Consider the following 22,907-nt stretch of genomic DNA (forward strand, 5'->3'; position numbering starts at 1 on the left):
CCTACGGCCGCGCGTGGTGAGGAGCAGAGCCTGCCGGCCCACAACCGCACTATGCGCCCCTTCGTCAGCCTGAGCAGGAAGGCGGCGATCCCGACGGAGCGCGTGTCCACCTCGTGCTCGACGCGCGCCTTGATGCGCCCCACAAGCGAAAGCCGCTGGTCCTTTTCGTTCATCGTCGGGTTCCTCCTTTGCCGGGTGGTTCGTGCGCGAGCACGGCGGCTATCGCCCCGCGAGGGAAGAACGCGAGGGGCGCGAAGAAGCCGAGCACGAGGCCCGCCAGGGACTCGCCGCACAGAGGGCCAAGACCAATAGGTAGAACACCGCCGCAGGCACCAACTGCTCCACTTCTCGAGCACCTCCTACTGGGACGCCATACGTAGGAGAGCGGGCGCCACCGCTACCATCCGGCCTCGCTCTCCTGGCCGGAGTTTGTCACGGCCCACGGCCGCCGCCATGAGCAACCTTGATGCTCGCACCGGCAAATATGCACCAACAGCACAAGACCGAGATGCCCGCAAATGGTCACGGCGAACGACCTGCGCGTCGCGAACGGCACGATCGCAACGGCGGGCTTTCGCCGGACCCCGGTTAGCCCAGGAGCGATTCTGCGACGCCAGTCGAGTCACAGACGCGCGGGGCGGCGTACGCGGACGATTGCCCGATCGGGAGAGAGGCACCGCGGTCCTGCCCACGAAGAATGGCTCCGCCCGACACGCCTCTATTACGCCAAGGTCAGCACGGCGGCGCCGCGTATCTCGCCACGGCGCAGGGCGTTCAGGGCTTCGTTCGCCTCTTCCAGCGCGAAGGGGACGACCTCCGTGCGGACGGGCACCTGATGGGCGAGGGCGAGAAACTCCTCCCCGTCCCGGCGGGTGAGGTTCGCCACCGAGCGCACCTGACGCTCCCCCCACAGGAGCTCGTACGGGAAGGAGGGGATGTCGCTCATGTGGATGCCCGCGCACACCACCGCCCCGCCCTTCGCCACGCTGCCGAGCGCCGCGGGTACGAGGTCCCCCACGGGGGCGAAGATGATCGCCGCGTCGAGCTCCTCCGGCGGTGGCGCGTCCGAGGGTCCGGCCCAAGCCGCTCCGAGCTCCCGGGCGAAGTTTCGGGCCGCCTCGTCCTTGGGGCTCGTGAAGGCGAAGACCTCGCGCCCCTGGTGCACGGCGACCTGGGCGATGATGTGCGCCGCGGCTCCGAAACCGTAGAGGCCCAGTCGTTTGGCATCGCCGGTCATGCGGAGGGAGCGGTAGCCGATGAGGCCCGCGCAGAGGAGAGGGGCGGCCTGCAGGTCGGGGTAACCCTCGGGGATGGGGAAGCAGAAGCGGGCATCGGCGACGGCGTACTCGGCGTAGCCGCCGTCGATCTGGTAGCCGGTGAACCGGGCGGCGTCGCAGAGGTTCTCGCGGCCCGTGAGGCAGAACCGGCAGACACCGTCGGTCCACCCGAGCCAGGGCACGCCCACCCGTGCGCCGGGTTCGAAACGCTCGGCCCCATCCCCGACGGCCTCCACGGTGCCGACGATCTGGTGCCCCGGGATGAGGGGCAGCTTGGGGTCGGCGAGCTCCCCGTCTACGACGTGCAGGTCGGTGCGGCACACCGCGCACGCCCTCACACTCACGAGTACCCTGCCCGCGCCGGGCTCGGGTGTGGGCAGCTCGGCGGTTCGCAGGTGGGTGCCGGGCGCGTCGAGGATCATCGCGCGCACGGCGGTCGCCACCCCCTACGGGTTCCGATAGATCTTGCCAACGTCAAAGGCCGGCTCCCCGCCGTCGCCGGGCCTCGGGCGCGCAGGTCGCCTCGGGCACAGCCTCCAGCCTCTGCAACGTTATGAACTCTCCGGTGACGTCGCAGATGCCGTAGGTGCCCTCCTCGATCTTCTCCAGCGCGCGCTCGACGGCGCCGAGCCTGCGCCGGAGGCGCGTCTCGAGCCAGAGCATCGCTCCCCCGGCGTGCGCGCAAGCGCTTCCATCGGACAAGTTTTGCCGCGCCCCTTCCTCCCGGAAAGCGCCGCCGAGCTCCCGGCGGAGCAGGTCCCTCGCCTCCTCGAGCCTGTACCTCTGGCGCGACAAAAACCCGGCGTCCGAACGCGCCGAACGCATGCTCTTCGAACCCTCCTGAAGCGTCTCCATCCCGACCTTCCCCCGTTGCCTGCCCGAGGTCATCAGAGTAGGGGGTTCGAGGTTCCGCTTCCTGACCCATATTGCTCAATCCGTACGGTCACGTTGCTCGGGCCGACGCAGCTCTCGGAGCGCGGCCTGCCCGGGTGGCTACGTCGCACGACGGCTAGAGCTTGCCGAAGACAACGGGGTAAGCCGACCTCATAAGGGGTGGCAGCTGACGCAGCGAAAGCTCTTCGTCTATGAAGCTCAGAGACTGTGACAGAGGGATGGCGCGCATCACCTCGCGCAGCAGAGCCAGAGGCCTCCCAGGGTCGGCGGTAGCGAGCCGAAGAAAACCCTCGTCGAGCAGGCGCCAGTGTGGGCCCGTCCGCCAAGTGGTCGGCAGCGGGCGGCGTCGGCGCCAAAGGCGCGCCAGATGCTCCGTCTCCTCCGCTATGCGCACTATGCCGTAGCCGGCGCTCGGCTTGACGAGGCCGCGCTTCGCGCCCAGCAGGACGTGCCCCGGGCCGGCGGTGCGCGCGGGCGCGAATCCTAGCGGTATCTCGCCGTATTCCTCGTGGTCCACGGCGAAGCGTGCCCCCGGGTGCCGCGTCTCCAGGTACCGTAGAAGCGGCGCCCGGTCCGCCCCTTGCCCGGTCGGGCCGAACGAGGCCGACTCGACGAGGGCCTCCGCAGGTCCCAGCGGCAGCACGTACGCGAAGGACCGTTCGTCGAGCGGGTCGAACAGGGTGGCGGTCTCTGAGTCGAAGACCGGCCGGTCCGCCGTCACGCGGAGGCCGGTGCCACTCAAGAGTGCCCGCGGGCGTCCCGGCGTCGGGAACTCGGGGGCTACCTCGGGCGCGCTATCGAAGACCCGGCTCGTGCGCAGGGCGCCGTCGTCGGTGGCGACCTCGTAGAGGTTGCCGCGGCGCGAGATCGAGCGGGCCGTCGTGCGCAGCCACTCGACGCCCTCAAGCGCCGCGCACAGGTCGGCGAACACGTCGGTGGAGCGCACGAGCCGCATGGTGTGGGGGGCGATGGGTTCCGGCGGCGCGTCGGCCACCCTTGCCCGCCTCCAAGCGCCCACGGCGAAGTGGTCGAAGGGGGTAGCCCCGAGGCTCCAGTAGCTCCAGTGGACGGGCGGCTGCTCCAAAGGCGGAGACGGGTCCACGACCGCGACCCGCCCCGGCAGCGTCCCACGGAGCGCCTTCAACAGCAGGAGCGCGGAGAGGCCGCCGCCGACAAAGACGACGTCGTAGTCACGCGCGGCGATCAACCGTCCGCTCCGCGGCGCGCGATCCGGTGCGCTCCCAGCCGAACCGACGGGGAAGGAGCCCGTGTCACGCCCGGACCACGAGGGTGCGCGCCATCATGTCCCCGAGGCGTTGCCGCTTCTCGGAGACCAAGACCGCCACGAAGGCTACCCCGTAGCTCAGGAGCCCGTCCACGACCCTTAGTAGCGTCCTCAAGGCCGCGGCTTTCGGCCCGGGCGCCCCGCCGGTGTCCTCCCGTACCACCTTATGCCGAGGAGCATCTTCCCCAACGTCTGCCCCAGGTAGCCTTCCATGAGCACGTAGTAGAGGACGACGATCGCCCCGTACGCCACGCTCGGTACGGCCGGCATCGAGCCGTCCCAACTCGCGGGGCCTTCTTGTACGACGTTTCCGAAGAGCGCCGCCATCGCGACGAACAGGAGGCCGAACAAGAGACCGTCGACCAGCGTAGCCACCACCCTGCGCCCCGTGACGTATACGTCCCCTCTCGCGCCTGCGTCGGGCGGAACGACGGAACCTCCGGTGACCGTACCCATCTCTACCTCCTCTCCCAGGCGGCCGCAGGAGACCGCCACGAACGCTCTGTGCCCCAAGCCTGAATGATTCGGTGAGCGCCTGCGTGCCCCGCGTGGACCAACCGGGTGGCCAAGTTTGACCAACAAGGCCCGCGACGGGGCACCTCTCGCGCGTCACTTGCCGCCCGTTCAGCATGCGCGTCTCGCCGCCGGTGCCAACAGCGGTATTCCGCTTGTTCTACTCGCTCTCCGGGCTCAATCCGGTTGCGGGGCGCTTCGCGCTAGCTTTCCCGACTGTGGCGCGTGGCACCAGCGCCCTGTAGTTCCGGGTTGTGCCTTCGTAATGAGTTGGAGGTCGCCGCGGCGGCATGATGGAGGGCGACAGAGAGACCCCCGCGGGCCAGGTTTCCTGACGCCCGGCTCACGGCGAACGAGTTCGGGCACCAAGCGGGACTCGCTCTCGTGCCCGCGGAACGTCCGGTGGTCATACTCAAGGTGGTCCGCTCCTTCATCGAAGTCTTGGAGGATCGGGAGGGGTGCTCATGCTCGTCTCGCTCGTGGTCGGTTCGGGGACCGTCCTTTCTAAGGCGCCGGTGATGGAGGCGAGCCCACCGCCCAACCCGTCCGTGCACGCGTCCTCGTTACTATGTCGCCCGAGACCATTACCTCTCCAAATCTTGGAGGCCGCGGCCTCGCGGCTGCTCGCCGAGCGCCCGTAGAAGGGGCTTACCGGCGCACCCCGAGGTGTCGTTGGCGTGCGTCGAACGCAGGAACGCCCGGTTCTGGCGGTCGCGGCATGTGCCTCGGGCGCGGGGTCGGCGACTCCGAAGGTCGAAATGGATCAGGCGGAAGGCACGGATTGCTCAAGTCAGAGAGGACGCCCGGCACTAGAGTCGTTCGAGAAGCGAAGCGGAACGGGCACTCGGAAGGGAGGCCGCCGAACATGGCGAGGGTACTGGTGGTGTACGGCACTGGCGAGGGCCAGACGGCCAAGATCTCCAACTACGCAGCGGAGGTGGCGGGGGAACACGGGCACGACGCGAGGGTCGCGGACGTCAAAGAGCTTCCCGAGGGTTTCTCCCCGAGGGGTACGATGCGGTAGTCGTCGGGGCCTCCATCCATGGGGGAAGCACGAGGGCTACGTGCGCGACTTCGTCCGGGAGAACCGCGAGGTGCTCGAACGCGTCCCCTCGGCGTTCTTCTCCGTTAGCATGACGGCGCGCGAGGGGACCGAGGAGGCGTGCAAGAAGGTAGAAGAGTACGTCGAGGGCTTCGCGCAGGAGACCGGCTGGCACCCCGAGAGGGTCGGCGTCTTCGCCGGCGCGATCCCATACACGAGGTACGGGTTCGTAAAGAAGCGCCTTATCCGCTCCATGGCGAAGGAAATGGGCGTCGGCACCGACATCTCGCGCGACTTCGAGTACACGGACTGGGAAGCGGTGAGGCACTACACCGAGGAGTTCCTCGAGGAGGTCGCCCGGAACGCGAGCCCCGGTTCCTCCAGAAGCTACGAGTACAAGGGACGATGAGGACGATACGCGGTAAGGAGTACCGCTCCGCAGGGGATATGGAGGACAGGGGGACCGCGCGCACGAGGACCTGGCTGTGGCTCACCGCGCCCATCGCCGTTCTGCTTGCGATCGCGGCCGGGAGCGAGCTCTTCGTGGACGGCATCTTCCGCGGCGACGAGTTGAACTTCGTCGCGCAGGCCGTAGGCCAAGACGTCGTCACCCTCGCGGTCGCGCTCCCCGTTCTGGTGGTCGCCGCTATCCTCTCCGCTCGCGGCTCCGACAGGGCGCGGCTGGTCTGGCTGGGCAGCTTGGCCTACGTGCTGTACACGTACGCGATCTACGCGTTCCACGTCCGCTTCAACCCGCTCTTCCTCGTCTACGTGGCGCTCTTTGGCCTCTCGCTCTACGCGCTGATCGGGAGCCTTGCGACCACGGACTTCGAAGCGGTCAAGGCACGCTTTGCGAGCAGGAGGGCGGCGAGGGCTGCGAGCGTCTTCCTGGCGACGATGACGGTCCTGTTCTACCCCGCGTGGCTGGGCGAGGTGGTCCCGGCCCTCGTCTCAGGAAGCGTCCCCCAGAGCGTGATCGACGCCGGGACGCCGACGGGCGCGGCCCACGTCCTCGACATGGCCTGGATGCTCCCGGCGATGGCGCTGACGGCTTACTGGCTGTGGCGCGGGAGGGCCGTGGGGTACGCGCTGGCCGGTGCCCTCCTCACCTTCTCCGCCCTGATCACGCTCGCCATCATGGCGATGATGGTGGCGATGAACCTCTACGGCCAGCCCGTGGCGGCCCCCATGGCGGCGGTCTTCGGCGTCGTATCAGCGATCGGAACCGCCATGCTGGCGTGGTACCTGAGGGGGATGAGAGGCAAGTAGCTACCCGCCTCAGGTCGCTCAGCAAACCTCGCCGTAGCGGAGACGCCGATGCTTAGATCCCGGGCTACGGCACCTTACGTTCTCTCGGCCGCCATCGCCGTCCTGGCGCTCGTGGTATCGGCCGGTGGCCTCTTCGCCGGTGTGTATCGGGACAACGCCCCGATGACGGCGGCCTTCCGCGGCAACGACCTGGTGACGCTCGTCGTCGCCATTCCCGTGCTGGTCGTGGCTGCGGCCCTCTCGAGGCGTGGCTCGAGGCGGGCGTGGCTGGTCTGGCTGGGATCGTTGGGCTACGTGCTCTACAACTGAGTTTTCTACCTCCACGGGGCCGCGTTCAACGAGCTGTTCCCCATCTACGCGGCGCTGGTTCCCCTCTCGGTCCTCGCACTCGTCCTCGGGCTGGCGCGAACCGACGTCCGGGACGTCGCCCGGAGCTTCCGGGAGGGGACACCGAGAAACCTCGCCGTAATGCTTGGGACGCATAGCGGGACTTAGGCTGGCCGCGGAAGCGGTCGTTGTGAGCCCAAGCTAGGACACGAATCCTGTGACGCTAGGGGGGCACAAGCCCGACAGCAACCTAGGAAGGACGGTAGCGCGTCGCTACGAACTACCCAACAGGCACACATGCCGGTATCGGTACGACGGCCCCCGTTCGACGGCATCGGCGAACGGGCAGAGAAGCGCGCCTTTGCGGGCCGGAGGACGTTCATCGTAGGTGCCCGAGGCCGGAGATCAGGGGCGACCGCGGACGCCGTACGCCCCGCGCCGACGGTAACCGCGGGTACGGAGGGCCGAACGATGATCCGGTCGCGAGGCGATCCGCGGCTTCTATGACGAATCGTTCACCGATCGGCCTCGATCCGAGCTGGGGCAACGGCGGAGCGTAGAGGGCTCAGACGACGCTCTACGCTCCGGGTCCGCCCTCTGCGCGCTCGGCGAGGCCGGGAAGGTCCACGAGGACTATCATGCGCCCCCGGACTTCTATGAGCCCCTCCCGCCTGAGGTCGGTCATCGCCTTGGAGACGGCCTCGCGGGTCGAAGCGATCATGCTGGCGAGCTGCTGGTGGGTGAGGCGCAGCCCGATCGTCACGGTGCCTATCTCGTCTCCTTCGCCTTCCTCGCCGAACTTCCCGCGGAGGCTCAAGAGCAGCGCCGCCAAGCGGCCCGCGACCTCCCGCTGCAGGAGGCTCCCGAGGACCTCGTCCGTCTGCCTCACCCGCTCGGAGAATGCCGAGAACAAAGAGAGCGCGACCTCGGGCTTGCGCCTCACCAGCCACGCCAGGGCGGCCTTGCGGACGATCGCGACGCGTGCGTCGGTCACGGCCTCGGCGAACTCCTCGTGCGAGCCCCCCTCCGCCGTAAGGTCGAGGACGCCGAAGACGCCCGCGTCCTTGAGGAGGGCGGTCGTGGCCTCCTTGGCGTCCGCGCCGTAGATCCTGTAGGTCCTCACCACGCCCGAGAGCAGGAAGAAGAGCGAGTCGGCGGGGTCCCCGGAGTGTAAACCTCGTCGCCGGGACGAAAGCCGCGCTCGACCACCCTGAGGCCCGCCCTCTCGATCTCGCGGAGCAAGGAGGTCTGTGCGGGATCGGGGCGCCCTCGGCGGCGGCGCCCGAGGAACCGCGCCCCCTTTCCTCCCGCCCGCGCGCAGGGAGCCGCGCCCGCGCCCGAACGGCGATGCCATCACCCCGGCGAGGGCCGCGGCGTAGAGCACGGTGGCGACCGCGGGCCTATTGTGGACCTCGCTCGCACCCCGGAAGATCAGACCGGGCAAGGACGAGACGAGCTTGTTCGCGAAGCGTTCCATCTCAGCCGTCCTCCGCCGGGGACGGACTCACCGGGGGCCCCCGACGGCCGGCTGCTCCCTAGGCGCCACGCCAAAAGCCCCGGCGGCGTGTGGGTGCCCGATCTTCGCCATCCATGCGTTCCCCTAAGAGTAGTATGGTCGGGGCCCAGAGGCCGACGAAGATCCCCGCCTCGCGCCTGCCCGTCAGGTACAAAGCGAGCGAGATTAGGATCGAGAGCACCGTCCCCGCCACGTACACTTCCTTGCCCATCGCCGCCTCCTTCTCGGAACATGCATCCCCGGCATACTAACCGAGTCCGCTTTGCCGGGCTGTGAGGGAAGTCCTCGAGGCGCCTGCCCGAGCATCGGAGAGGGGGAGCGGTCGTGCACGCTCGATGCGCAGATGCTCGCAAGACCCGTCGTCGGGCTCGCGGGGCGAAGCACCGCAAGCGAGGGACCCGAATGGCACCACGATCGAGTTCGTCCGGCGTCCCTAGAGGGCGTCCGGGTACGGGATGCAGGGCGGCAAGGATCGCGCCGGCCGCACCCGCAGGGACGCCCAAGCCATCCCCAAACGGTGAGTCGGGGCGCCGAAATAGGGGAGGGGCAGCCTCGTTTGAGGATCTTCCTGCCCGGCCCCATCTGCGGTATGACGCGAGAGCGGGAGCAGCCGGCCCGGGCGGCGCGGCCGCGTCGCACGCCGGGCCGGCCCTAGCGCCGTCCGTAAGGGACCACGCGGGCCATGCCAGTTTCCATGCGGTAGGCGTTGTGGCAGTGGAAAAACCACTCGCCGGGGTTATCGGCCACGAGGTCGAAGGAGAGTTCGCTACGAGCGGCTCGACGATCGCCGTACCTTTGAGTGGGCCGCGCCCCGTGCCGTTCGGGATCTGGAAGAGATGCCCCTGCAGGTGCATCGGGTGAGGCACAATGCTCCGGTTTCGGATGGTGAACCTCACCCGCTTGTCCTCTCGTACGGACGACCGTCGAGGCTCGGCTTCCTGGGGGTCGAGCCCTGCCCGGTCTACCGGGCGGGCTCTCCGGCGGCGCCGAGGTCCAGGACCAGGACCTCACCGGAGCGGGAGACCGTACCCTGAACCGTGTTCTGGCCGCGGCCCTCCAGAATGTCCCGGATCTCGGCCAGGGACACGAAGCTTCGGTCCGCCGGGATCGGGGCCGGGCGAGACGGAGCGATGGGGAAGAACCTCTGCCCCCACACGCGGTACGCCCCCGCCGGAGTGAGTATGCGTCCTCCGTAAGAAGCGGCTGCCTCGCCGAGCGTCTCCTCGACCGCCTTCGTACCCCCGCCGGAGTAGGCGCCGAACAGGAGGTGGTCGTCCCCGAGCCCTCTCGCCCGCGACATCGCATCGTTCAGGAAGGCGAGGTGCCAGAGCGGGGGATAGGCGCGGTGCACCTCCGCAACCGCCCCCGCGAGGTCCTCCGGGGAAGGGAAGGCGAGGGCGAAGGGTACGTCGTGGTCGGCGTGGCGGGTTCTGATCGTGGCGGCGACCACGATGCCCTTGCCTCCCGCCGCGTCGATGACGTCCCCGAGCTCCTCGCCGCGCACGGTCCTGCGACCCTCGGGGAGCACCACGTCTGCCGAGAGGACGTTCTCGCGCGTGCGGCCGTAGCGGTAGGAGCCCACCCCTATCCCGTCTTCGGCCAACCAGCCGCCTACCGTGGCCCTCGGGGCGCTCGTGGGGTAGACGGCGAGGCCCCAGCCGCGGGTGCCGAGGGCCTCGTCCAGCTCCAGCCACGACGCACCGGGCTCCGCCCTGACCCACATCTCGTCGTTGCCGCGCACCTTCACGCCCCTCATCAGATCGAAGCGGACCAGGATGCTCCCCGAACCCGCGCGGACGCTCCGGGCGGTCCCGGCCCCCAGCGCGACGAGCGGCACCCCGAAGCGCGCGGCCACCCCCGCGAGGTACTCGACCTCCCCCGCGTTTCTCGGCTGAACGAAAAGCGAAGCGTCGTCTCCGGATCGCCCGTCCCAGGGCACCTCATGCTTCAGCCGGTCCCCGAACGCCTCTTCGATGGTCCTGAGTGCGCTCTTCAGGTCGGACCCCATCCCGTCTACCTCCATGCTCGTCGTTCGTGCATGACAGGTTAGCGGCCGTTTCTGGATTCGGCCTGATCCTTCTTGGCCCCTTACGCCGTCCAAATTGACCATTCGCGGGGCAGCGGTGCCGGCCGCTGGCTTTGATCGATCCTTGCCAGCGGGATGGTCCAGGTTGGTCAGGGCGCGCGCGGCGCCGGACCTTACAGTGACCGTGTCAGAGGCTCGGTGGTGCAGAGGGGAGGGACGAGGTGCGGCGTGTGGACGAGCGCCTGATCCGGCGTCACATAGAGAAGGCGGAGGCTACGGTCCTGGGCGAGCACCAGCTCGAGGAGTACGTGGCGGGGCTGGACCCGAGCGAGTGCGTCCGGATCCTCCTTGCGAGCCCGGAGGGCCTCCCATTCCTCGCCGCCCGCAGGGACGAGTGCCGGGTGGGGCCGGACGAGACGCGCAGCTTCGAGGAGGTCATCAAGGCCTGGACCCTGGAGGTTCTCTCGAGTTTAGAAGGGGGCTAGATGCTTACGAAAGCGATCGATGCCCCGCGAACAATGCACCTGGGAAGGAGAAGACTATGTTCGTGAGCAAGATTATGTTGGCTACCGACGGTTCCCCGGAGGCCGAGCGCGCTGCCCGGATGGCGGCCTCGCTCGCCAGGGCGCTCGGCTCCGAGCTGCACGTGGCGCACGTCGGGCACGTGGCGAGCCTCTACGCCGCCTCCGAGACCGAGATTCTCGACCCCGAGTTTCAGGCGAGATTGGTCGAGCGTGCCGAAGGCGAGGCAAGGGCGAAGCTCGACGCGGAGGTGGCGAAGACAGAGGCGATCGGCGGCGAGGTCGCGGGGGCGCACGTGGACGTCGGCCGCCCCGACGCGGGGATCGTGCGCATCGCCGAGGGTATAGGCGCGGGCCTCGTGGTCCTGGGGAGCCGCGGCATGGGCCCCTTGCGGCGCGCCTTGATGGGGAGCGTCTCGGCCTCCGTCGTCCGCCACTTCCCGGGCTCCGTCCTGGTGGCGCGGGGCGAGGGAGGCGGCGAGTTGCCCGGCAGGATCCTCCTGGCCCTCGACGGCTCTGAGGAGGCCAGCGCCGCCACCCGGACGGCCGTGGAGATCTCGAACGCCACGGGCTCGGAGCTCCACGCAGTCCACGTGCTCGACACGAACCCGCGCCTGCCCTACCCGGGGCCGGGCACCTGGCAGACGTGGGAGGAGGAGCTCGCACACGCCAAGCGTGAGGCCAGGACGTGGGTGGACCGCCAGGCCGAACGCATAGAGGCCGAAGGGGGACGAATCAAGGACGCCCACCTGCGCTTCGGCGAGCCCGACGGGGAGATCGTGAAGCTCGCGGAGGAGCTCGGCGCCGCCCTCGTCGTGATCGGCAGCCGGGGCCTGACCGGGATGAGTCGCGTACTCCTCGGCGGCGTGTCGGACTCGGTCGTTCGTCACGCCCACTGCCCCGTCCTCGTGGTGCGCGAACCCGAGCGCGACCGGAAACATGACCTCACCGACGCGCGTGACGAGGCCCGGCAAGGGGCGTCGTCGTAGGCGATGGCCGGGCTCCCGAAGAAGATACTGCTGGCCATCGACGGCTCCGGCGACGCGAAGCTCGCGGCCCGCATCGCCGTCGATCTCTGCGCAAAAACCGGCTCGGAGCTGCACGTCGTCCACGCCTGGCGCCCCGTGATCCCACCGGTCGTCTACCCCGGCGCCGTGCCGGAGGTCCACCGCGAGCCCTACGAGGCGGAAGCCCGAGAGATCCTCGATGCCCAGACCTCGGGGATCGAGGAGGCCGGAGCGGAGATCCGCTGCAAGTACCTCCGCGAGGGCCCTCCCGTCGACACGATCCTGGACCTCGCGGTGGATCTGGGAGCGGGTCTGATCCTGCTGGGAAGGCGCGGAATGGGCCGGATGCGCCGCCTGCTCCTCGGGAGCGTCTCGGAAGGCGTGGTCCACCACGCGCGTTGCCCGGTCCTCGTCGCCGACGGGGAGGGCTCCTGGCCCCCGTCCCGCGTCGTCCTCGCCGACGACGCCTCGGTCGACGCCGAGCGGGCCTGCGAGCTAGCCGCCGCGATCGGCAAGTTGTTCGGGGCCGCAGGGATCCTCGTGCGGGCTTATCCGCGCCGCAAGGAGCTCGTCCAAGAGGGGCCCTTCTTGCTTACCCGGATCGTAGACGACCGGCTCGAGGGGCGTGGCTCCCTGAACAGGCGGGCCCGGGAACTCGCGAGGATCCTGGGCAGCCAGCCCGAGGTGCGGTCCGTGGCGGGTGAGGCCGCCCCCGCCATCATCCGGGCGGCCAGGGAGGACGCTGGTCCGGCCCTCATAGCGATGGGGAGCCGCGGCCTCGGCCCCATCAAACGCCTGAGGCTCGGGAGCGTCTCGAGCAAGGTCCTGCGCGTGGCCGACGGGTCGATCCTGATCTACCCGCATCTCGGAAACGATGGAGGATGAGTGCTCGCCTGACGAGGGGACGTCTGCTGCGACCGCACTCGCAGAAGGGGGAAGCCGACGACGGAGGGGACGAATCCACCGTGCCACGACCGAAGTACGCTGCAATCTACTCAGAAAGGACCTTACGCCCATGAGTCAGTTTCCCGCGAGGATCTTGCTGGCGACCGACGGCTCCGAAGACGCCCGGCTCGCATTCCGAGCGGCGACGGACCTTTCGCGAGAAGCGGGCTCCGAGCTCCACCCCGTACACGTGGTTGCCCGGCTTCCACACTACGTCTACCCCGGGGTTACCCCGGAGGTCTACGCCCTCGTCGTGCAGGAGCAGGACAGGGAGGGGCGCGAGCTGCTCGACGAGGAGTTGGATCGTGCGCGGGGAGGGGGCGTGGAGGTTGCCGAGGCGCACCTGAGGAGGGGCTCGGCGGCGGACGAGGTTCTCGACCTCGCCGAGGAGATCGGGGCCGGCCTGATCGTTATGGGGAGCCGTGGGCTCGGGCCCGTCAAACGCCTCGTAATGGGCAGCGTCTCCGAGGGCGTCGCGCACGACGCTCCTTGCCCCGTGCTCGTGATGCGTGGTGATCCAGACGCCTGGCCCCCCGCAAGTATCGTCCTGGGCGACGACGGCTCCGAGGAGGCGAAGGAAGCGGGCGAGCTGGCCGTCGCCATAGGCAAGCTCTACGGCGCAAGGGGGCTCCTGGTCAGGGCCTACCCCGAGCTCCCAGAGCAAGACGCCGAGGGGCGCGGCTTCGACGCGCGCCGCGTGGACGACGCGCTCCGCCGCGAGGAGCGGGCCCTCGAAGAACGTGCGGCCGAACTGGAAGGCTCCGTCGGGGTCAGGCCGAAGGTCCGCATCTCCGTCGGCGACCCCGCGGGCTGCATCATGGAGGCGGCGGCGGAGGGCGACGAAGGCAAGACCCTTGTTGCCGTGGGCAGTCGCGGGCTCGACGCGGTCGGGCGCTTCAGGCTCGGCAGCGTCTCGACGAAGGTCCTGCACGCCGCCGAAGGACCCGTGTTGATCCACCCGCGCGCCCGCTAAAGGCGCCGACGAAGCCGGAAAGGGAACGCGCATGAACTCACTCCCCGAAAAGATACTCCTCGCCACCGACGGCTCCGACGACGCGGCCCTCGCCGCCCGGGCCGCCGTCGACCTGTCGGAGAGGTTCGGATCCCCCTTGCACGTCGTGCACGCCTGGCACTCCCTCCCCTCGGCCCACTTCGAGTCCATGATCAGGGCCTACTACAAGGACATGGCCAAAGAGCTGCTGGCCAAGGGGGTGGCGCGCATAAAGGACGCCGGCGGCGCCGTAGCTGAGGCGCACCTCCAGGAAGGCAGGGCCGCCGACGCGATCCTGGGCCTCGCGGAGAAGATCGAGGCGGACTTGGTCGTGCTGGGCAGCCGTGGGCACGGGCCGGTCGAGAGGATAGTCATAGGCAGCGTCTCCGAGGGGGTCGTCCGCGGTGCCGCATGCCCCGTGCTCGTGGTCCGGGACGGGCCCGACGCATGGCCGCCCGAGAGGGTGGTGCTGGGCGACGACGGCTCGGAGGAGGCGAGGGCCGCCGTCGAGATGGGCGCCAAGGTCGGCGGGGTCTACGGTGCCAGGGGCCTCCTCGTGCAGACCTATCCCTCCCTTATGGAGGTCGACGTGGAGGGGGACACCGTCACCGCGCGCATGCTCGACGACGAGGGCTGGTTCAAGACAGGGGAGCGGAACCTCGGGGAGAAAATTGAAGAGATCGAGGGGGCTCTGGGCTCCCGCCCGAAGCTGCGCGTCGCCTCCGGCGACCCCACCGTCTGCCTCCTCTCGGCCGCAGAGGAAGGGGACGCCCCGGAGAGGTCCCTCATAGCCGTGGGACGTCGTGGCCTGGGCGCGGTTCGCCGGGCGACCTTAGGCAGCGTCGCCACCAAGGTGCTGCACGTCGCAAGGGGCCCGATCCTGGTCTGCCCCGCGCGGGATGGGTAGCAGCGCGATGGGGTTCGAGGGGTAGCGGCCACCGATGGCGGGGCCCCTGCAGGTCTTCCTCCTCGCGCTCCTGACAGCGGTCGCCACCGGGCTCGGGGCGCTCCCGTTTCTATTCGCCAAGGACATGAGCCGGAGCTGGCTCGGCGCCTCCAACGCGCTCGCGGCGGGCCTCATGCTCGCGGCCAGCTTCGGGCTCGTTTATGAGGGGGTCGCCTACGGGCTGTGGCGAACCCTCCTCGGGACGGCGCTCGGCCTCGCCTTCATCGTCCTCTCGCGTATCTTCGTCCAGAAGGGGACATCCACGCGGGCTTCGAGGAGATGGGGGCCGCGGGGCGCGCAAAGCGCTCCTGATCGTGGCGGTCATGACGCTGCACTCGTTCACCGAGGGGGTAGCTATCGGGGTGGCGTTCGGCGGGGGAGAGGCTTTCGGGCTCTTCATCGCCCTCGCCCTCGCCGTCCACAACGTCCCCGAGGGGCTCGCCATAAGCCTGGTCCTCGTGCCCCGGGGGTGAGCGCGGCGCGGGCCGCCCTGTGGAGCATCTTTTCGAGCCTCCCCAGCCCCTGATGGCGGTGCCGGCGTTCCTGTTCGTGGCCCTCTTCGAGCCCCTGCTGCCGATCGGCCTGGGCTTCGCGGGGGAGCCATGATCTGGATGGTCTTCTCCGAGCTCGTCCCGGACGCGCTGGAGGAGGCCTCGCCGAACGAGGTGGCCGTGGTGGCGACGCTTTCGGTGGCGGCGATGGTCGCCTTCCAATTCCTCCTCCGGTAGCAACTCGCACAACCCCTCACTTATGCCGCACGGACCACCACGTGTAGCTCAAACCCTCCTCGTTCTCGGTGCGCCGGGAAGATGACAGGTGGACGCAGCTACCCGGGGAAGGTCAGGAGAGGGACACAGGAGCCTTACCGGCTCCGCGGGTCCTACCCTGCCGGGGCCTCCGCGCGCGTAGATGAGCACGTCAGGCAGAGAGGCCCTCCTGCCATGGTTCGCATCCGCCTCGAGCTCGCGGCGTGGCTATCTCCGCCTAGCCCGGACTCACTTCGGCGGTCCGCGCCTGTACGTCAGCCGGTTGTTCTTCCGTTTGTTGAGCTCTGCCGCGGACCACGAGGACGGGGCAGTGGGCGTGGCACACGACGGAGTCCGAGACGCTGCCCAGGAGGGCCCGCTTGACCGCTCCGAGGCCCCGGCTCCCCAGAACGACGAGGTCCGCGCCGAGCTCCTCTGCCGCTCCAACGATCTCCTTGGCCGGCACCCCGGAGGTCAGGTGCGCCTCCTCTACCTCGATGCCCTTCGCCTCCACGCGCTCGGCCTCCCTGCGCAGGAAAGCCCGCATCTTCTCATTGCGTTTCTCGAGAACATCCGCGCTGACCTCCCACGCCTCGGGACCGAGGTAGGGCGCGTAGGGGTTGAGCGGCGCCGTCTCCATAACAAAGAGGAGGTGAAGTTCGGCCGCGGTCGCCTCCGAGATCTCCGCCGCGGCGTCGGCCGCGGCCCTGGACTCTTCAGACCCGTCGACCGCCAGCAAGATCTTCGTGAACGCCCGATCTTGCTCCGCTACCTCGTCCCCACGCACCACGAGCACGGGGCAGTGGGCGAGGCGGACGACGCTTGTGGAGACGCTGCCCAGTAGCGCCCGCCTTATGGTCCCAAATCCCCGGCTCCCCAAGACCACCAGCTCTGCCCCGAGCTCCTCCGCAAGGCGCACGATCTCCTTGTCCGGCCTTCCGACCTTCGCGTGAGCTTGGGTGATGTCCCCGCCGCTCTTCCTGACCTCCTCCGTCAGCTCATCGAGCCTCTCCCGAGCAAAGCGCCCGAAGGTTCCGAAAAGATCCTCTCGGGTCTCCAGCGGGTAGATCTCGCGCTCGGGGCCGGCTATGTCTACCGGCTCCACGTAAACGACGTGCAGCTCCGAACCGGACCCTCTCGACAGCGCTGTCGCCTTGCGCGCGGCGCGCATCGACTCCTCGGACCCATCGACGGCCAGCAGTATTTTCGTAGGGAACACGTCTCCTCCTCCAACGGTCGCCCTCGTTATCGTCTCGATCTTAAGGAGGGGCGGCTCTCGTAGCCTGAGCGAAGGAGCTCATTCACTTGGTCAGGTTTGACCAAGTGGCCCACGTCGTCGATCCCCACCTCCTGTGCCACGAACACCCTCAGATCGAGCTAAATCGCGAGCACCTGTCCGACGGATACTGCAAGGTTCGAATCGTTAGCCGAAACATCCTGACGCGGGTTTGACGCAGAACAGTGACTGCGAACTACCCTCCGCCGAAGCGCCGCAGCGTTTCGTGGATTGCGTTTGCTCCGAATGCTAGGGCCTCCATCGGGATGCGCTCGTCAGCTCCGTGCATGGTTTTCAGAAGACGCGCTCCCCCGGGCGGAAGGTTCATCGGCAAGAAGCCGTAGGTCTGGATACCAAGGTGCGCGAAAAAGCGCGCATCCGTGACGCCGGCGGCCAGGAGCGGTACCGGAATGCCGCCCGGGTCGGCCTCTCGCAGAACACCCTCGAGAACCGGCAGAAGACTCATGTCCGAAGGCGGCGGGCCGGGGTCGTAGCGAAGGACCTCGAACAGAACGTCGAGGTTCTCCGCAAGCCCCGCGAGCTCGGTGATAAGGTCTGCGGGACCAAAACCGGGGAGCAACCGGGCTTCCAGGTCCACCACGACCTCTTCCGGGACGCTATGCGGGTTCCCGCCACCCCGCACCCCCGTCGCCCTGACAGTGTTGCGAAGAAGGGCGTCGGGGAGTTGTCCCAGGCTCGGGGGCAGGCCCAAAGCTCGCTCCGTGGCGGAGGAGCCAAGCAGCCTCCTCACGATGCCTCCTGTCGGGTAGGGCAGGCCGTGAGCCAGCGCGGCTAAAAAATCGCGGGCGGCGGGGGTGATGTGAACGGGAAGTCGGCGCCGGTCGAGGCAATCGAGCAGGCGTCCTGTCCTAGCCATCGCGCCGTTGCGCTGCGGCAGGGCGCCGTGCCCGGCGCCCTGGGCGCGCACCGTCGCCCTGAGCCGGCACAGCTGCTTCTCGGCGACCTGGATAGGGTAGAACCTGCGCCCCCCAAGGTGCAAGGCGAAGCCGCCGAACTCCCCTATGGCGTAGCGCACGCCTTCGAAGAGCTCAGGGTGCTCTTCGACCAAGTACTTCGACCCCCGATTCCCGCCCGCCTCCTCGTCGGCGACGAGCGCGAGGATCACGTCTCCTGGCAGGGGAGTCGCTCCGACTTTGGCGCGCAGGAAGGCCGCGAGCAGCATGGCGACGCCCCCCTTCATGTCCAGGGCCCCGCGGCCCCACACGTACCCGTTCTCCAGCGTCCCCTCGAACGGCGGATGCCGCCAGTACCGAGCGTCAGCGGAAACCACGTCGACGTGTCCGTGCAGTAGCAGCGGCGCGGCTTTGCCTCCGGGTATCCGGGCGACGAGGTTGGGGCGTCGCGGGTCCTTCGCCAGGAGCCTCGTCTCGATCCTCGCCTTAGACAACAGGTTCTCGATGTAGCCCACGCAGGCCGCCTCGTTGCCCGGAGGGTTGGTCGTGTCGAAGCGGATGAGCCGCCTGAGCAGGCCTACCGGATCCCGATAGAGTTCTCTAGGGTCGTCGTTCGGTTGCGAAGGCCCGTTCAAGTCTGCCACCTCCACCACCCGTCAGTAGAATCAGCTGACCCGGACCCCAACCTGACCATGCTCACCTTCCACTTCGCCAGCATGTATGCGTCGCGAACCTTCTCGTCGACGGCCGCCCCCGTCAGGATGCCCTCTTTCTGGTGAGGACCAAGCACGGCTCCATCCGCCAGTGCCATGCCACAAAGCTGTGCCCAGTAAGGGGCGTCTCGTAAGCCCCTTCCGGAGATTCGGTCTTCGGTCTCCTCCAGCAACTGCAATGCGAGCTCCAGTACCGCGCTCATCGCGGACGGGCCGGAGCCTAGGGGGCTCGTACCACCCGTTATGTCGTCGAGTCCCTCGTTTCGCTCGCGCTGCCCGCTATGGGATGGCTCGTTCGAATTCTGCTCGCGAATCTGGGCCAGATCCTCGTCGTAGACGCGGGCCAGGTGCAATAAGCGCGCTGCCGTTTGTCGCTGCCTCCGACTCGCCCAAAGGACCGAGATGCGAAAGGCGTCGTCCATCTTTCGCATGTCTGCAGCAGGTAAGTTCAGCATCTCCTCTCCGCCGGCTTCGAGGAGGCTCGCGTACTGGGTAGAGAGCTTCATCTTGGAGATAGGAGAGTTCTCCACCACACCGGACATCTCGTCGACTACCTCGACGAAGCGCAAGAAGCGTCCCGTAGCGTCGGCGCACCTGTCGCGCGCCCGGAAAGAAACGACGGCGACGGCGAAGCTCATGGCCGCGACGCCGACCAGAGCGACCTGTGCCTCGGCGACGATCCACGCGTTCCAGATGACCCAGTCTTGTCTTCCGAGCACCCTTATGCAGGTGGCCAGGAAGGCGTCCCAAACGATCACCGAGATACAGCACATCCCTAGCCCGGCGGAGAAGTTCTGAATCCGTTGCCTGAAGCTGGGCAGCTCTTGGCCGATCGCCTCAAAGAAAACGAACGCCGAAAGGGCCGAAAACCCTCCCAACGGAACCATCCAGATGGCATCGATGAGCAGCGCCATCGGGGGTAGCGGCTCCAGAAGGTTCAGGATCGGGTAGGGAAAGAGCACGCTCAGCAGGCCGGCGAGGAGCAATGCCCCCGACAAGAGTAGGAGGGATTGCTCAAACCATCCTCTAACGGCTCGACGGTTTCTGACGCCCCTGTACCTCCGCACCTGTACGAGGCAGCCATAGCCGACGATAGAAACCGCCGGAACCTCCCTGAGCAGCCTGGTCGCCATCTCGAGCCGCGACTCGCCCCACGGTAGATTCACCCAGGAAACAAGGAAGACGGCGCCGAAAGCGAGGGCGGCGCTGACCGCCATCACCGCGCCGAACCACACAATCGGCGGTCGCTCCTTCTCGCGTACCAGAAACGTGTAGGAGCAGAGAACCAACAGGGCCAGGAGGCAAAGCCCGGCCTGTACGAGCTGCAGGTTTCGGTAGTCACTCAGCCGGATCGTCCCCCTAACTCAACCGGTTCGCACCATCCTTCTCGAAAAAGTTCGGGTAGGTGCTGGCAAGCACGAGCCAACGAGCACGCCTCTTGGCCTCGGGCTCGTACACCTTCTCTCTCAGTTCCTCGCGGTCCTCTCGCTTACCTCCGCCGGCCGTCGCAGGGCGAACGAGCTTCGAAGCGCCGGCCAAGAACCGCCCCCCGTTCGCCAACCGACCAAGGCCGTCGCCGTCCTTTATCCGCTCGGGGTGGCGAGCTGCTACGTGGGAAAGCTCATGGTAGAGCGCCAGATCGTACGCGGGCCACGGACGCATGCGTAGGCTCTCCCGGACGAGGACCAACGCCTCGCCCCGCTCCTCCGCGTAGAAGACCTCCGCGAGCGTTCCCTCTCGCATAGCCTCCCGCCTTGCATTTTCAAGGCGTACATCCGGGAAGTCCTCGATCTCGATGCGGATGCAGAAATGTTTCTCCAGAGCGCGGGCATAATCGAGAGGTCCAAATGCCCGTCCGAGGAGGTTGAGTTCGGCCAACTCCAGCCGGAAGTCATCCATGGAGGGACCGCCAAAGCCGGCGATCTCCTTGAGATGCTTACCGAGTAGCCTATAGGCCTTGGTAAGGCTCGTCCTCATCCTTCCTCGCCACCCCTCCGTTCCTCCCGCCTTAAATGCTCCGACAGCATCCGCAGCATGCTCCTGTTACTCGGGGAGAGGCGGACGCTATTACGAAAGACGACGTACGCATCCTGGTCCTCGATGCCCCTGAGTACCTCCGCCGAAGGACGCCAACGAGTTTCTATTTCCGACCAGAACGCAGGGTCCACCTCGAACACGTCGCACAGCGCCAGGATTTGCGCCCAAGTCGGATCCTTGAGACGGCCTTCCCGCATCGCCGATACGTCTTCCTTTCGAAGCCTCCCCCCGGACAGATTGGCCACCTCCTCGTCAGATAAGGGCCTCCCGGTTCCCTCATTCACCGCGACGTCCAGGAGCCGGTTGAGGCGCTCGCTCACGTGCCTGCCTGCGTTTACCACTTCTCTCTGTCCTAGCGTCCCAGCTACGTCACCTCCACCCTCCCAACGCTCGTAGAGCGCTTCCCACCACGAAAGGCCCTTGAACCACAGCTCCGGCGGGAAGCGCATGGCGTGCGCGATCGCCTCCACCTTGTCCGCCCGTGGGATCTCTATGTGCCCGTCCCTCAAGGAGGTGAAGTAGGAGGCCTGAACCCTGCGGTCGGTGGCTCGTTCCATCTTGGACCCCGTCCACTCGCCGCCGTCCGGGTGGGGTATGAGCTTGAGCATGATCCTGAACTTTTCGGAGTAGGCGCCCAACCGTGCTCTCCTACCGCTGCTTGGGTACTCCTCGCGTTCGTCCCGGTACTCCTCCGCCTATCCAACGTCGGAAAAGTCCAATGGACTAACTATTGTCCACAGACTCTACAACACGTCGCATCATCAAGTGCCTGCTTTCTGAAACTGGCTGAAATCGAGACTGAGAAAACTTCAGTCAATTGTTGAACCGACCCTGTCCTTGAGATACAGTCGAGCGAGGCAGGTCACGTCGCTAACTTAGGTGATGTGGGGTCTGGTGAGCGAAGCGGGGGGAGCTCGCTCTTGCCTTTCACAACTGATTCTAGGTGGAGCTGTCTACAGGGCCCGACGCAACTCTCGGAGGCGCCGACGATGGGTGGCGGACTTCTAGTAGCTCCTCGTCGCTCCACTCAAAGGAACGGCCCTCCAAAGCGCTTGAGGAGGCCGCAACTCGCCGTCCGCTTTCAGCAAAGGAGCCTGGGTTATGACTAGGCTATACACACAGCCACGTGACGACACCGGCGCAAGGCTCCGGGTCCTCCTGGCCGGGCTCGTCCATCAAACGAACACCTTCGCCGATGGACAGACGAATCTAGGAGACTTCGAGGTTCGGCGCGGTCAAGACATGCTTCGTGTCGAGGATGCTGCCTCTTCGATTGCTGGGGTACTTGAGGTCGCGCAAGCCAAGGGATGGGAACTCTTGCCCGTGGTGGATCTGCGAGCCCCGTCTAGCGCCACGGTCGCGGACGCCGTCGTGGAACTTTTCTGGGCCGAGTTCCGGGCGGTCGCGGACGCGGAGACGGACGAAGGCGTCGACGGGGTCTTCCTCGTCCTGCACGGGGCTATGGTTAGCGAGTCTTTGAATGACGTGGAGGGCGAGGTGTTGCGGCGTATTCGAGGTATAGACCACCTCTCCGACGCACCGGTCTGCGGTGTGTTCGACCTTCACGCCAACTTCACCGAAGCCATGGCCCGCCAATCCGACGGCCTCATCTCTTACCGCAGAAGTTTGGGCACGGACGCCAAGCAAGCCGCAGAGGACGCGGCCCTTTTGTTGGATGGGTTGATGCGTACCGAGCACCGCCCGACGACGCTCTGGGAGCACCCACCGCTCATGTGGCTTCCGAGTACTGTAGACACGGGTTCGCTACCCATGCGCGCGCTGGAAGAGCGCGCTCGCCGCATAGAGGCCGAGCTCCCGAGTACACCGGCCGTTAACGTGCTCGCCGGCTTCCCGTATGCGGATGTACCCGAGGCGGGGGTGAGCTTCTCCGCCGTCACCGACGGCGACCTAGAGTTAGCGCGCGCCACCTTAAGGGAGCTCAACGTGGTCGCGTCCTCCTTGCGCGAGGCGAGTACGCCGACCCTTTCGGCGTTGGAAGAGGCGATGGCGCGGTTGGACAGCCACGACGAGGGGCCGGTGCTCCTCATCGAGTCTTCGGACAACGTGGGGGCGGGGGCACCGGGGGACGGAACGCAGGTCTTGCGCGCGCTAGTGGAGCACGACGTGCCCAAGGCAGGCGTCATCATCAACGACCCGGAGAGTGTGGTGACCCTAGAGGATGCTGATCCTGGCGGGCGCCATGCGCTGGTAATCGGTGGTAAGAGCGGGGGGGATTGGGCGGAGCCGCTGCCGCTCGAGGTGGAGGTCTTGTCTAGAAGCCACGGCCGGTTCGAGGCGGAGATTCGGGAAGGCACCCTTGCCGGGTCATCCAGCAGAGAGATTCACATGGGCCCGTGCGCCCTCGTCCGGCACGGGGGCGTGACCATACTACTGACAAGCCGCAGGACGCCTCCCTTCGACCTCGCGCAGTGGCGGAGCCAGGGCGTCGATCCCGAAGATCTCTTCGTGATCGCCGTCAAGGCTGCTACAGAGCACAGGCTAGCATACGGACCCATAGCGAAGGCCAGCTATATTCTGGACCTCCCAGGACCGTGCGCCGAGAACCTCGAGCGCCTGCCCTTCGAGAGCGTGAGCCGACCCATCTATCCGTTGGACAAGCTGTAGGCGGTCAAGGACAGGCGTAGCGGCAAGACTCCTGGAA

At 67.5% G+C, this 22,907-nt stretch carries 26 protein-coding genes; 12 read left to right on the forward strand and 14 right to left on the reverse strand.

Annotated features, from left to right (window positions below):
• Window positions 1-721: 721 nt before the first annotated feature.
• From GBA65_RS08030 to GBA65_RS08045, 5 genes are all read right to left on the reverse strand, one after another.
• A complete protein-coding gene (locus GBA65_RS08030) occupies window positions 722-1,708 on the reverse strand; it encodes a zinc-dependent alcohol dehydrogenase family protein (protein WP_166398402.1) in 987 nt (328 codons plus the stop codon).
• Between the two features lie 43 nt (window positions 1,709-1,751).
• On the reverse strand, window positions 1,752-2,132 hold the full coding sequence (locus GBA65_RS08035; RefSeq protein ID WP_207956238.1) for a TraR/DksA family transcriptional regulator: 381 nt from the start codon (window positions 2,130-2,132) through the stop codon (window positions 1,752-1,754).
• Between the two features lie 154 nt (window positions 2,133-2,286).
• Window positions 2,287-3,378, reverse strand: coding sequence for a lycopene cyclase family protein (locus tag GBA65_RS08040; RefSeq protein WP_166396129.1), 1,092 nt, complete (start codon window positions 3,376-3,378; stop codon window positions 2,287-2,289).
• Between the two features lie 64 nt (window positions 3,379-3,442).
• Window positions 3,443-3,571 carry an RDD family protein gene (locus tag GBA65_RS25110; protein WP_266096559.1) on the reverse strand — a complete coding sequence of 43 codons (129 nt, stop codon included), beginning with the start codon at window positions 3,569-3,571 and terminating at the stop codon, window positions 3,443-3,445.
• Window positions 3,568-3,912, reverse strand: coding sequence for an RDD family protein (locus GBA65_RS08045; RefSeq protein ID WP_166396130.1), 345 nt, complete (start codon window positions 3,910-3,912; stop codon window positions 3,568-3,570). The genes GBA65_RS25110 and GBA65_RS08045 overlap by 4 nt, the downstream gene beginning before the upstream one ends.
• A gap of 922 nt (window positions 3,913-4,834) precedes the next feature.
• On the opposite strand from GBA65_RS08045, the gene GBA65_RS22950 reads away from it, so the two are divergent.
• Genes GBA65_RS22950 through GBA65_RS08060 form a run of 4 tightly spaced genes read left to right on the forward strand, consistent with a single transcriptional unit; the run spans window position 4,835 to window position 6,589 of the window.
• Entirely contained in the window at window positions 4,835-4,993 is a 159-nt protein-coding gene (locus tag GBA65_RS22950) for a hypothetical protein (RefSeq protein ID WP_207956239.1), read from the forward strand.
• 40 nt (window positions 4,994-5,033) lie between these two features.
• The gene (locus GBA65_RS08050; RefSeq protein ID WP_207956240.1) at window positions 5,034-5,420 is read left to right on the forward strand and encodes a flavodoxin domain-containing protein; all 387 of its coding nucleotides are present in this window, start codon (window positions 5,034-5,036) and stop codon (window positions 5,418-5,420) included.
• Window positions 5,417-6,280 (forward strand): hypothetical protein, encoded by an 864-nt coding sequence (locus tag GBA65_RS08055; RefSeq protein WP_166396131.1) that lies wholly within the window; start codon window positions 5,417-5,419, stop codon window positions 6,278-6,280. The genes GBA65_RS08050 and GBA65_RS08055 overlap by 4 nt, the downstream gene beginning before the upstream one ends.
• Window positions 6,281-6,328: 48 nt before the next feature.
• Window positions 6,329-6,589: a hypothetical protein gene (locus GBA65_RS08060; protein ID WP_166396132.1), complete on the forward strand. Its 261-nt coding sequence runs from the start codon at window positions 6,329-6,331 to the stop codon at window positions 6,587-6,589.
• 595 nt (window positions 6,590-7,184) lie between these two features.
• On the opposite strand, the gene GBA65_RS26270 is transcribed toward GBA65_RS08060, so the two are convergent.
• The 4 genes from GBA65_RS26270 to GBA65_RS08080 form a co-directional block, all read right to left on the reverse strand.
• Window positions 7,185-7,730, reverse strand: a complete 546-nt coding sequence (locus GBA65_RS26270; RefSeq protein ID WP_407691050.1) for a Crp/Fnr family transcriptional regulator — start codon at window positions 7,728-7,730, stop codon at window positions 7,185-7,187.
• A 412-nt stretch (window positions 7,731-8,142) separates the two neighbouring features.
• Window positions 8,143-8,334, reverse strand: coding sequence for a hypothetical protein (locus GBA65_RS08070; RefSeq protein WP_166396134.1), 192 nt, complete (start codon window positions 8,332-8,334; stop codon window positions 8,143-8,145).
• A 440-nt stretch (window positions 8,335-8,774) separates the two neighbouring features.
• Window positions 8,775-8,870: a multicopper oxidase domain-containing protein gene (locus GBA65_RS25115; protein WP_166396135.1), complete on the reverse strand. Its 96-nt coding sequence runs from the start codon at window positions 8,868-8,870 to the stop codon at window positions 8,775-8,777.
• Window positions 8,871-9,084: 214 nt separating this feature from the next.
• A complete protein-coding gene (locus tag GBA65_RS08080; RefSeq protein ID WP_166396136.1) occupies window positions 9,085-10,146 on the reverse strand; it encodes an FAD-binding oxidoreductase in 1,062 nt (353 codons plus the stop codon).
• 224 nt (window positions 10,147-10,370) lie between these two features.
• Here GBA65_RS08080 and GBA65_RS08085 point away from each other — a divergent pair, with 224 nt between their 5' ends.
• The 7 genes from GBA65_RS08085 (at window position 10,371) to GBA65_RS25125 (ending at window position 15,287) form a co-directional block, all read left to right on the forward strand.
• A complete protein-coding gene (locus GBA65_RS08085; RefSeq protein WP_166396137.1) occupies window positions 10,371-10,634 on the forward strand; it encodes a hypothetical protein in 264 nt (87 codons plus the stop codon).
• Between the two features lie 62 nt (window positions 10,635-10,696).
• Window positions 10,697-11,659 (forward strand): universal stress protein, encoded by a 963-nt coding sequence (locus GBA65_RS24140; protein WP_228281747.1) that lies wholly within the window; start codon window positions 10,697-10,699, stop codon window positions 11,657-11,659.
• Window positions 11,660-11,662: 3 nt separating this feature from the next.
• Complete coding sequence (locus tag GBA65_RS08095) at window positions 11,663-12,562, forward strand: universal stress protein (RefSeq protein ID WP_166396138.1); 900 nt, start codon at window positions 11,663-11,665, stop codon at window positions 12,560-12,562.
• 130 nt (window positions 12,563-12,692) lie between these two features.
• Window positions 12,693-13,595, forward strand: a complete 903-nt coding sequence (locus tag GBA65_RS08100; protein WP_166396139.1) for a universal stress protein — start codon at window positions 12,693-12,695, stop codon at window positions 13,593-13,595.
• Between the two features lie 31 nt (window positions 13,596-13,626).
• Window positions 13,627-14,520 (forward strand): universal stress protein, encoded by an 894-nt coding sequence (locus GBA65_RS08105; RefSeq protein WP_166396140.1) that lies wholly within the window; start codon window positions 13,627-13,629, stop codon window positions 14,518-14,520.
• A gap of 362 nt (window positions 14,521-14,882) precedes the next feature.
• Window positions 14,883-15,032, forward strand: a complete 150-nt coding sequence (locus GBA65_RS25120) for a hypothetical protein (RefSeq protein WP_266096579.1) — start codon at window positions 14,883-14,885, stop codon at window positions 15,030-15,032.
• Window positions 15,033-15,161: 129 nt separating this feature from the next.
• Window positions 15,162-15,287, forward strand: coding sequence for a hypothetical protein (locus GBA65_RS25125; RefSeq protein WP_266096560.1), 126 nt, complete (start codon window positions 15,162-15,164; stop codon window positions 15,285-15,287).
• A 256-nt stretch (window positions 15,288-15,543) separates the two neighbouring features.
• Here the strand turns inward: GBA65_RS25125 and GBA65_RS24150 are convergent, their stop codons facing one another.
• From GBA65_RS24150 to GBA65_RS08135, 5 genes are all read right to left on the reverse strand, one after another.
• A complete protein-coding gene (locus GBA65_RS24150; protein WP_228281749.1) occupies window positions 15,544-16,524 on the reverse strand; it encodes a universal stress protein in 981 nt (326 codons plus the stop codon).
• Window positions 16,525-16,777: 253 nt separating this feature from the next.
• Window positions 16,778-18,139: a M20/M25/M40 family metallo-hydrolase gene (locus tag GBA65_RS08120; protein WP_407691051.1), complete on the reverse strand. Its 1,362-nt coding sequence runs from the start codon at window positions 18,137-18,139 to the stop codon at window positions 16,778-16,780.
• Entirely contained in the window at window positions 18,127-19,443 is a 1,317-nt protein-coding gene (locus tag GBA65_RS08125; protein ID WP_166396142.1) for a hypothetical protein, read from the reverse strand. The genes GBA65_RS08120 and GBA65_RS08125 overlap by 13 nt, the downstream gene beginning before the upstream one ends.
• 124 nt (window positions 19,444-19,567) lie before the next feature.
• Window positions 19,568-20,185 carry a hypothetical protein gene (locus GBA65_RS08130; RefSeq protein WP_166396143.1) on the reverse strand — a complete coding sequence of 206 codons (618 nt, stop codon included), beginning with the start codon at window positions 20,183-20,185 and terminating at the stop codon, window positions 19,568-19,570.
• Window positions 20,182-20,883, reverse strand: a complete 702-nt coding sequence (locus tag GBA65_RS08135; protein ID WP_166396144.1) for a hypothetical protein — start codon at window positions 20,881-20,883, stop codon at window positions 20,182-20,184. The genes GBA65_RS08130 and GBA65_RS08135 overlap by 4 nt, the downstream gene beginning before the upstream one ends.
• Window positions 20,884-21,346: 463 nt before the next feature.
• On the opposite strand from GBA65_RS08135, the gene GBA65_RS08140 reads away from it, so the two are divergent.
• Window positions 21,347-22,870, forward strand: coding sequence for a M81 family metallopeptidase (locus tag GBA65_RS08140; RefSeq protein ID WP_166396145.1), 1,524 nt, complete (start codon window positions 21,347-21,349; stop codon window positions 22,868-22,870).
• Window positions 22,871-22,907: the final 37 nt, after the last annotated feature.

The sequence above is a fragment of the Rubrobacter marinus genome, assembly GCF_011492965.1.
In the GTDB taxonomy this organism is placed as follows: Bacteria; Actinomycetota; Rubrobacteria; order Rubrobacterales; family Rubrobacteraceae; genus Rubrobacter_F; species Rubrobacter_F marinus.

What these genes read in the sequence shown, in the direction of transcription:
- GBA65_RS08070 (WP_166396134.1), bottom strand. Translation starts at nt 8,334, where the DNA reads ATGGGCAAGGAAGTGTACGTGGCGGGGACGGTGCTCTCGATCCTAATC.
- GBA65_RS22950 (WP_207956239.1), top strand. Translation starts at nt 4,835, where the DNA reads ATGGCGAGGGTACTGGTGGTGTACGGCACTGGCGAGGGCCAGACGGCC.
- GBA65_RS08100 (WP_166396139.1), top strand. Translation starts at nt 12,693, where the DNA reads ATGAGTCAGTTTCCCGCGAGGATCTTGCTGGCGACCGACGGCTCCGAA.
- GBA65_RS08055 (WP_166396131.1), top strand. Translation starts at nt 5,417, where the DNA reads ATGAGGACGATACGCGGTAAGGAGTACCGCTCCGCAGGGGATATGGAG.
- GBA65_RS08140 (WP_166396145.1), top strand. Translation starts at nt 21,347, where the DNA reads ATGACTAGGCTATACACACAGCCACGTGACGACACCGGCGCAAGGCTC.
- GBA65_RS08130 (WP_166396143.1), bottom strand. Translation starts at nt 20,185, where the DNA reads ATGAGGACGAGCCTTACCAAGGCCTATAGGCTACTCGGTAAGCATCTC.
- GBA65_RS08045 (WP_166396130.1), bottom strand. Translation starts at nt 3,912, where the DNA reads ATGGGTACGGTCACCGGAGGTTCCGTCGTTCCGCCCGACGCAGGCGCG.
- GBA65_RS08060 (WP_166396132.1), top strand. Translation starts at nt 6,329, where the DNA reads ATGCTTAGATCCCGGGCTACGGCACCTTACGTTCTCTCGGCCGCCATC.
- GBA65_RS08035 (WP_207956238.1), bottom strand. Translation starts at nt 2,132, where the DNA reads ATGGAGACGCTTCAGGAGGGTTCGAAGAGCATGCGTTCGGCGCGTTCG.
- GBA65_RS25125 (WP_266096560.1), top strand. Translation starts at nt 15,162, where the DNA reads ATGATCTGGATGGTCTTCTCCGAGCTCGTCCCGGACGCGCTGGAGGAG.
- GBA65_RS08105 (WP_166396140.1), top strand. Translation starts at nt 13,627, where the DNA reads ATGAACTCACTCCCCGAAAAGATACTCCTCGCCACCGACGGCTCCGAC.
- GBA65_RS25120 (WP_266096579.1), top strand. Translation starts at nt 14,883, where the DNA reads ATGACGCTGCACTCGTTCACCGAGGGGGTAGCTATCGGGGTGGCGTTC.
- GBA65_RS08080 (WP_166396136.1), bottom strand. Translation starts at nt 10,146, where the DNA reads ATGGAGGTAGACGGGATGGGGTCCGACCTGAAGAGCGCACTCAGGACC.
- GBA65_RS08095 (WP_166396138.1), top strand. Translation starts at nt 11,663, where the DNA reads ATGGCCGGGCTCCCGAAGAAGATACTGCTGGCCATCGACGGCTCCGGC.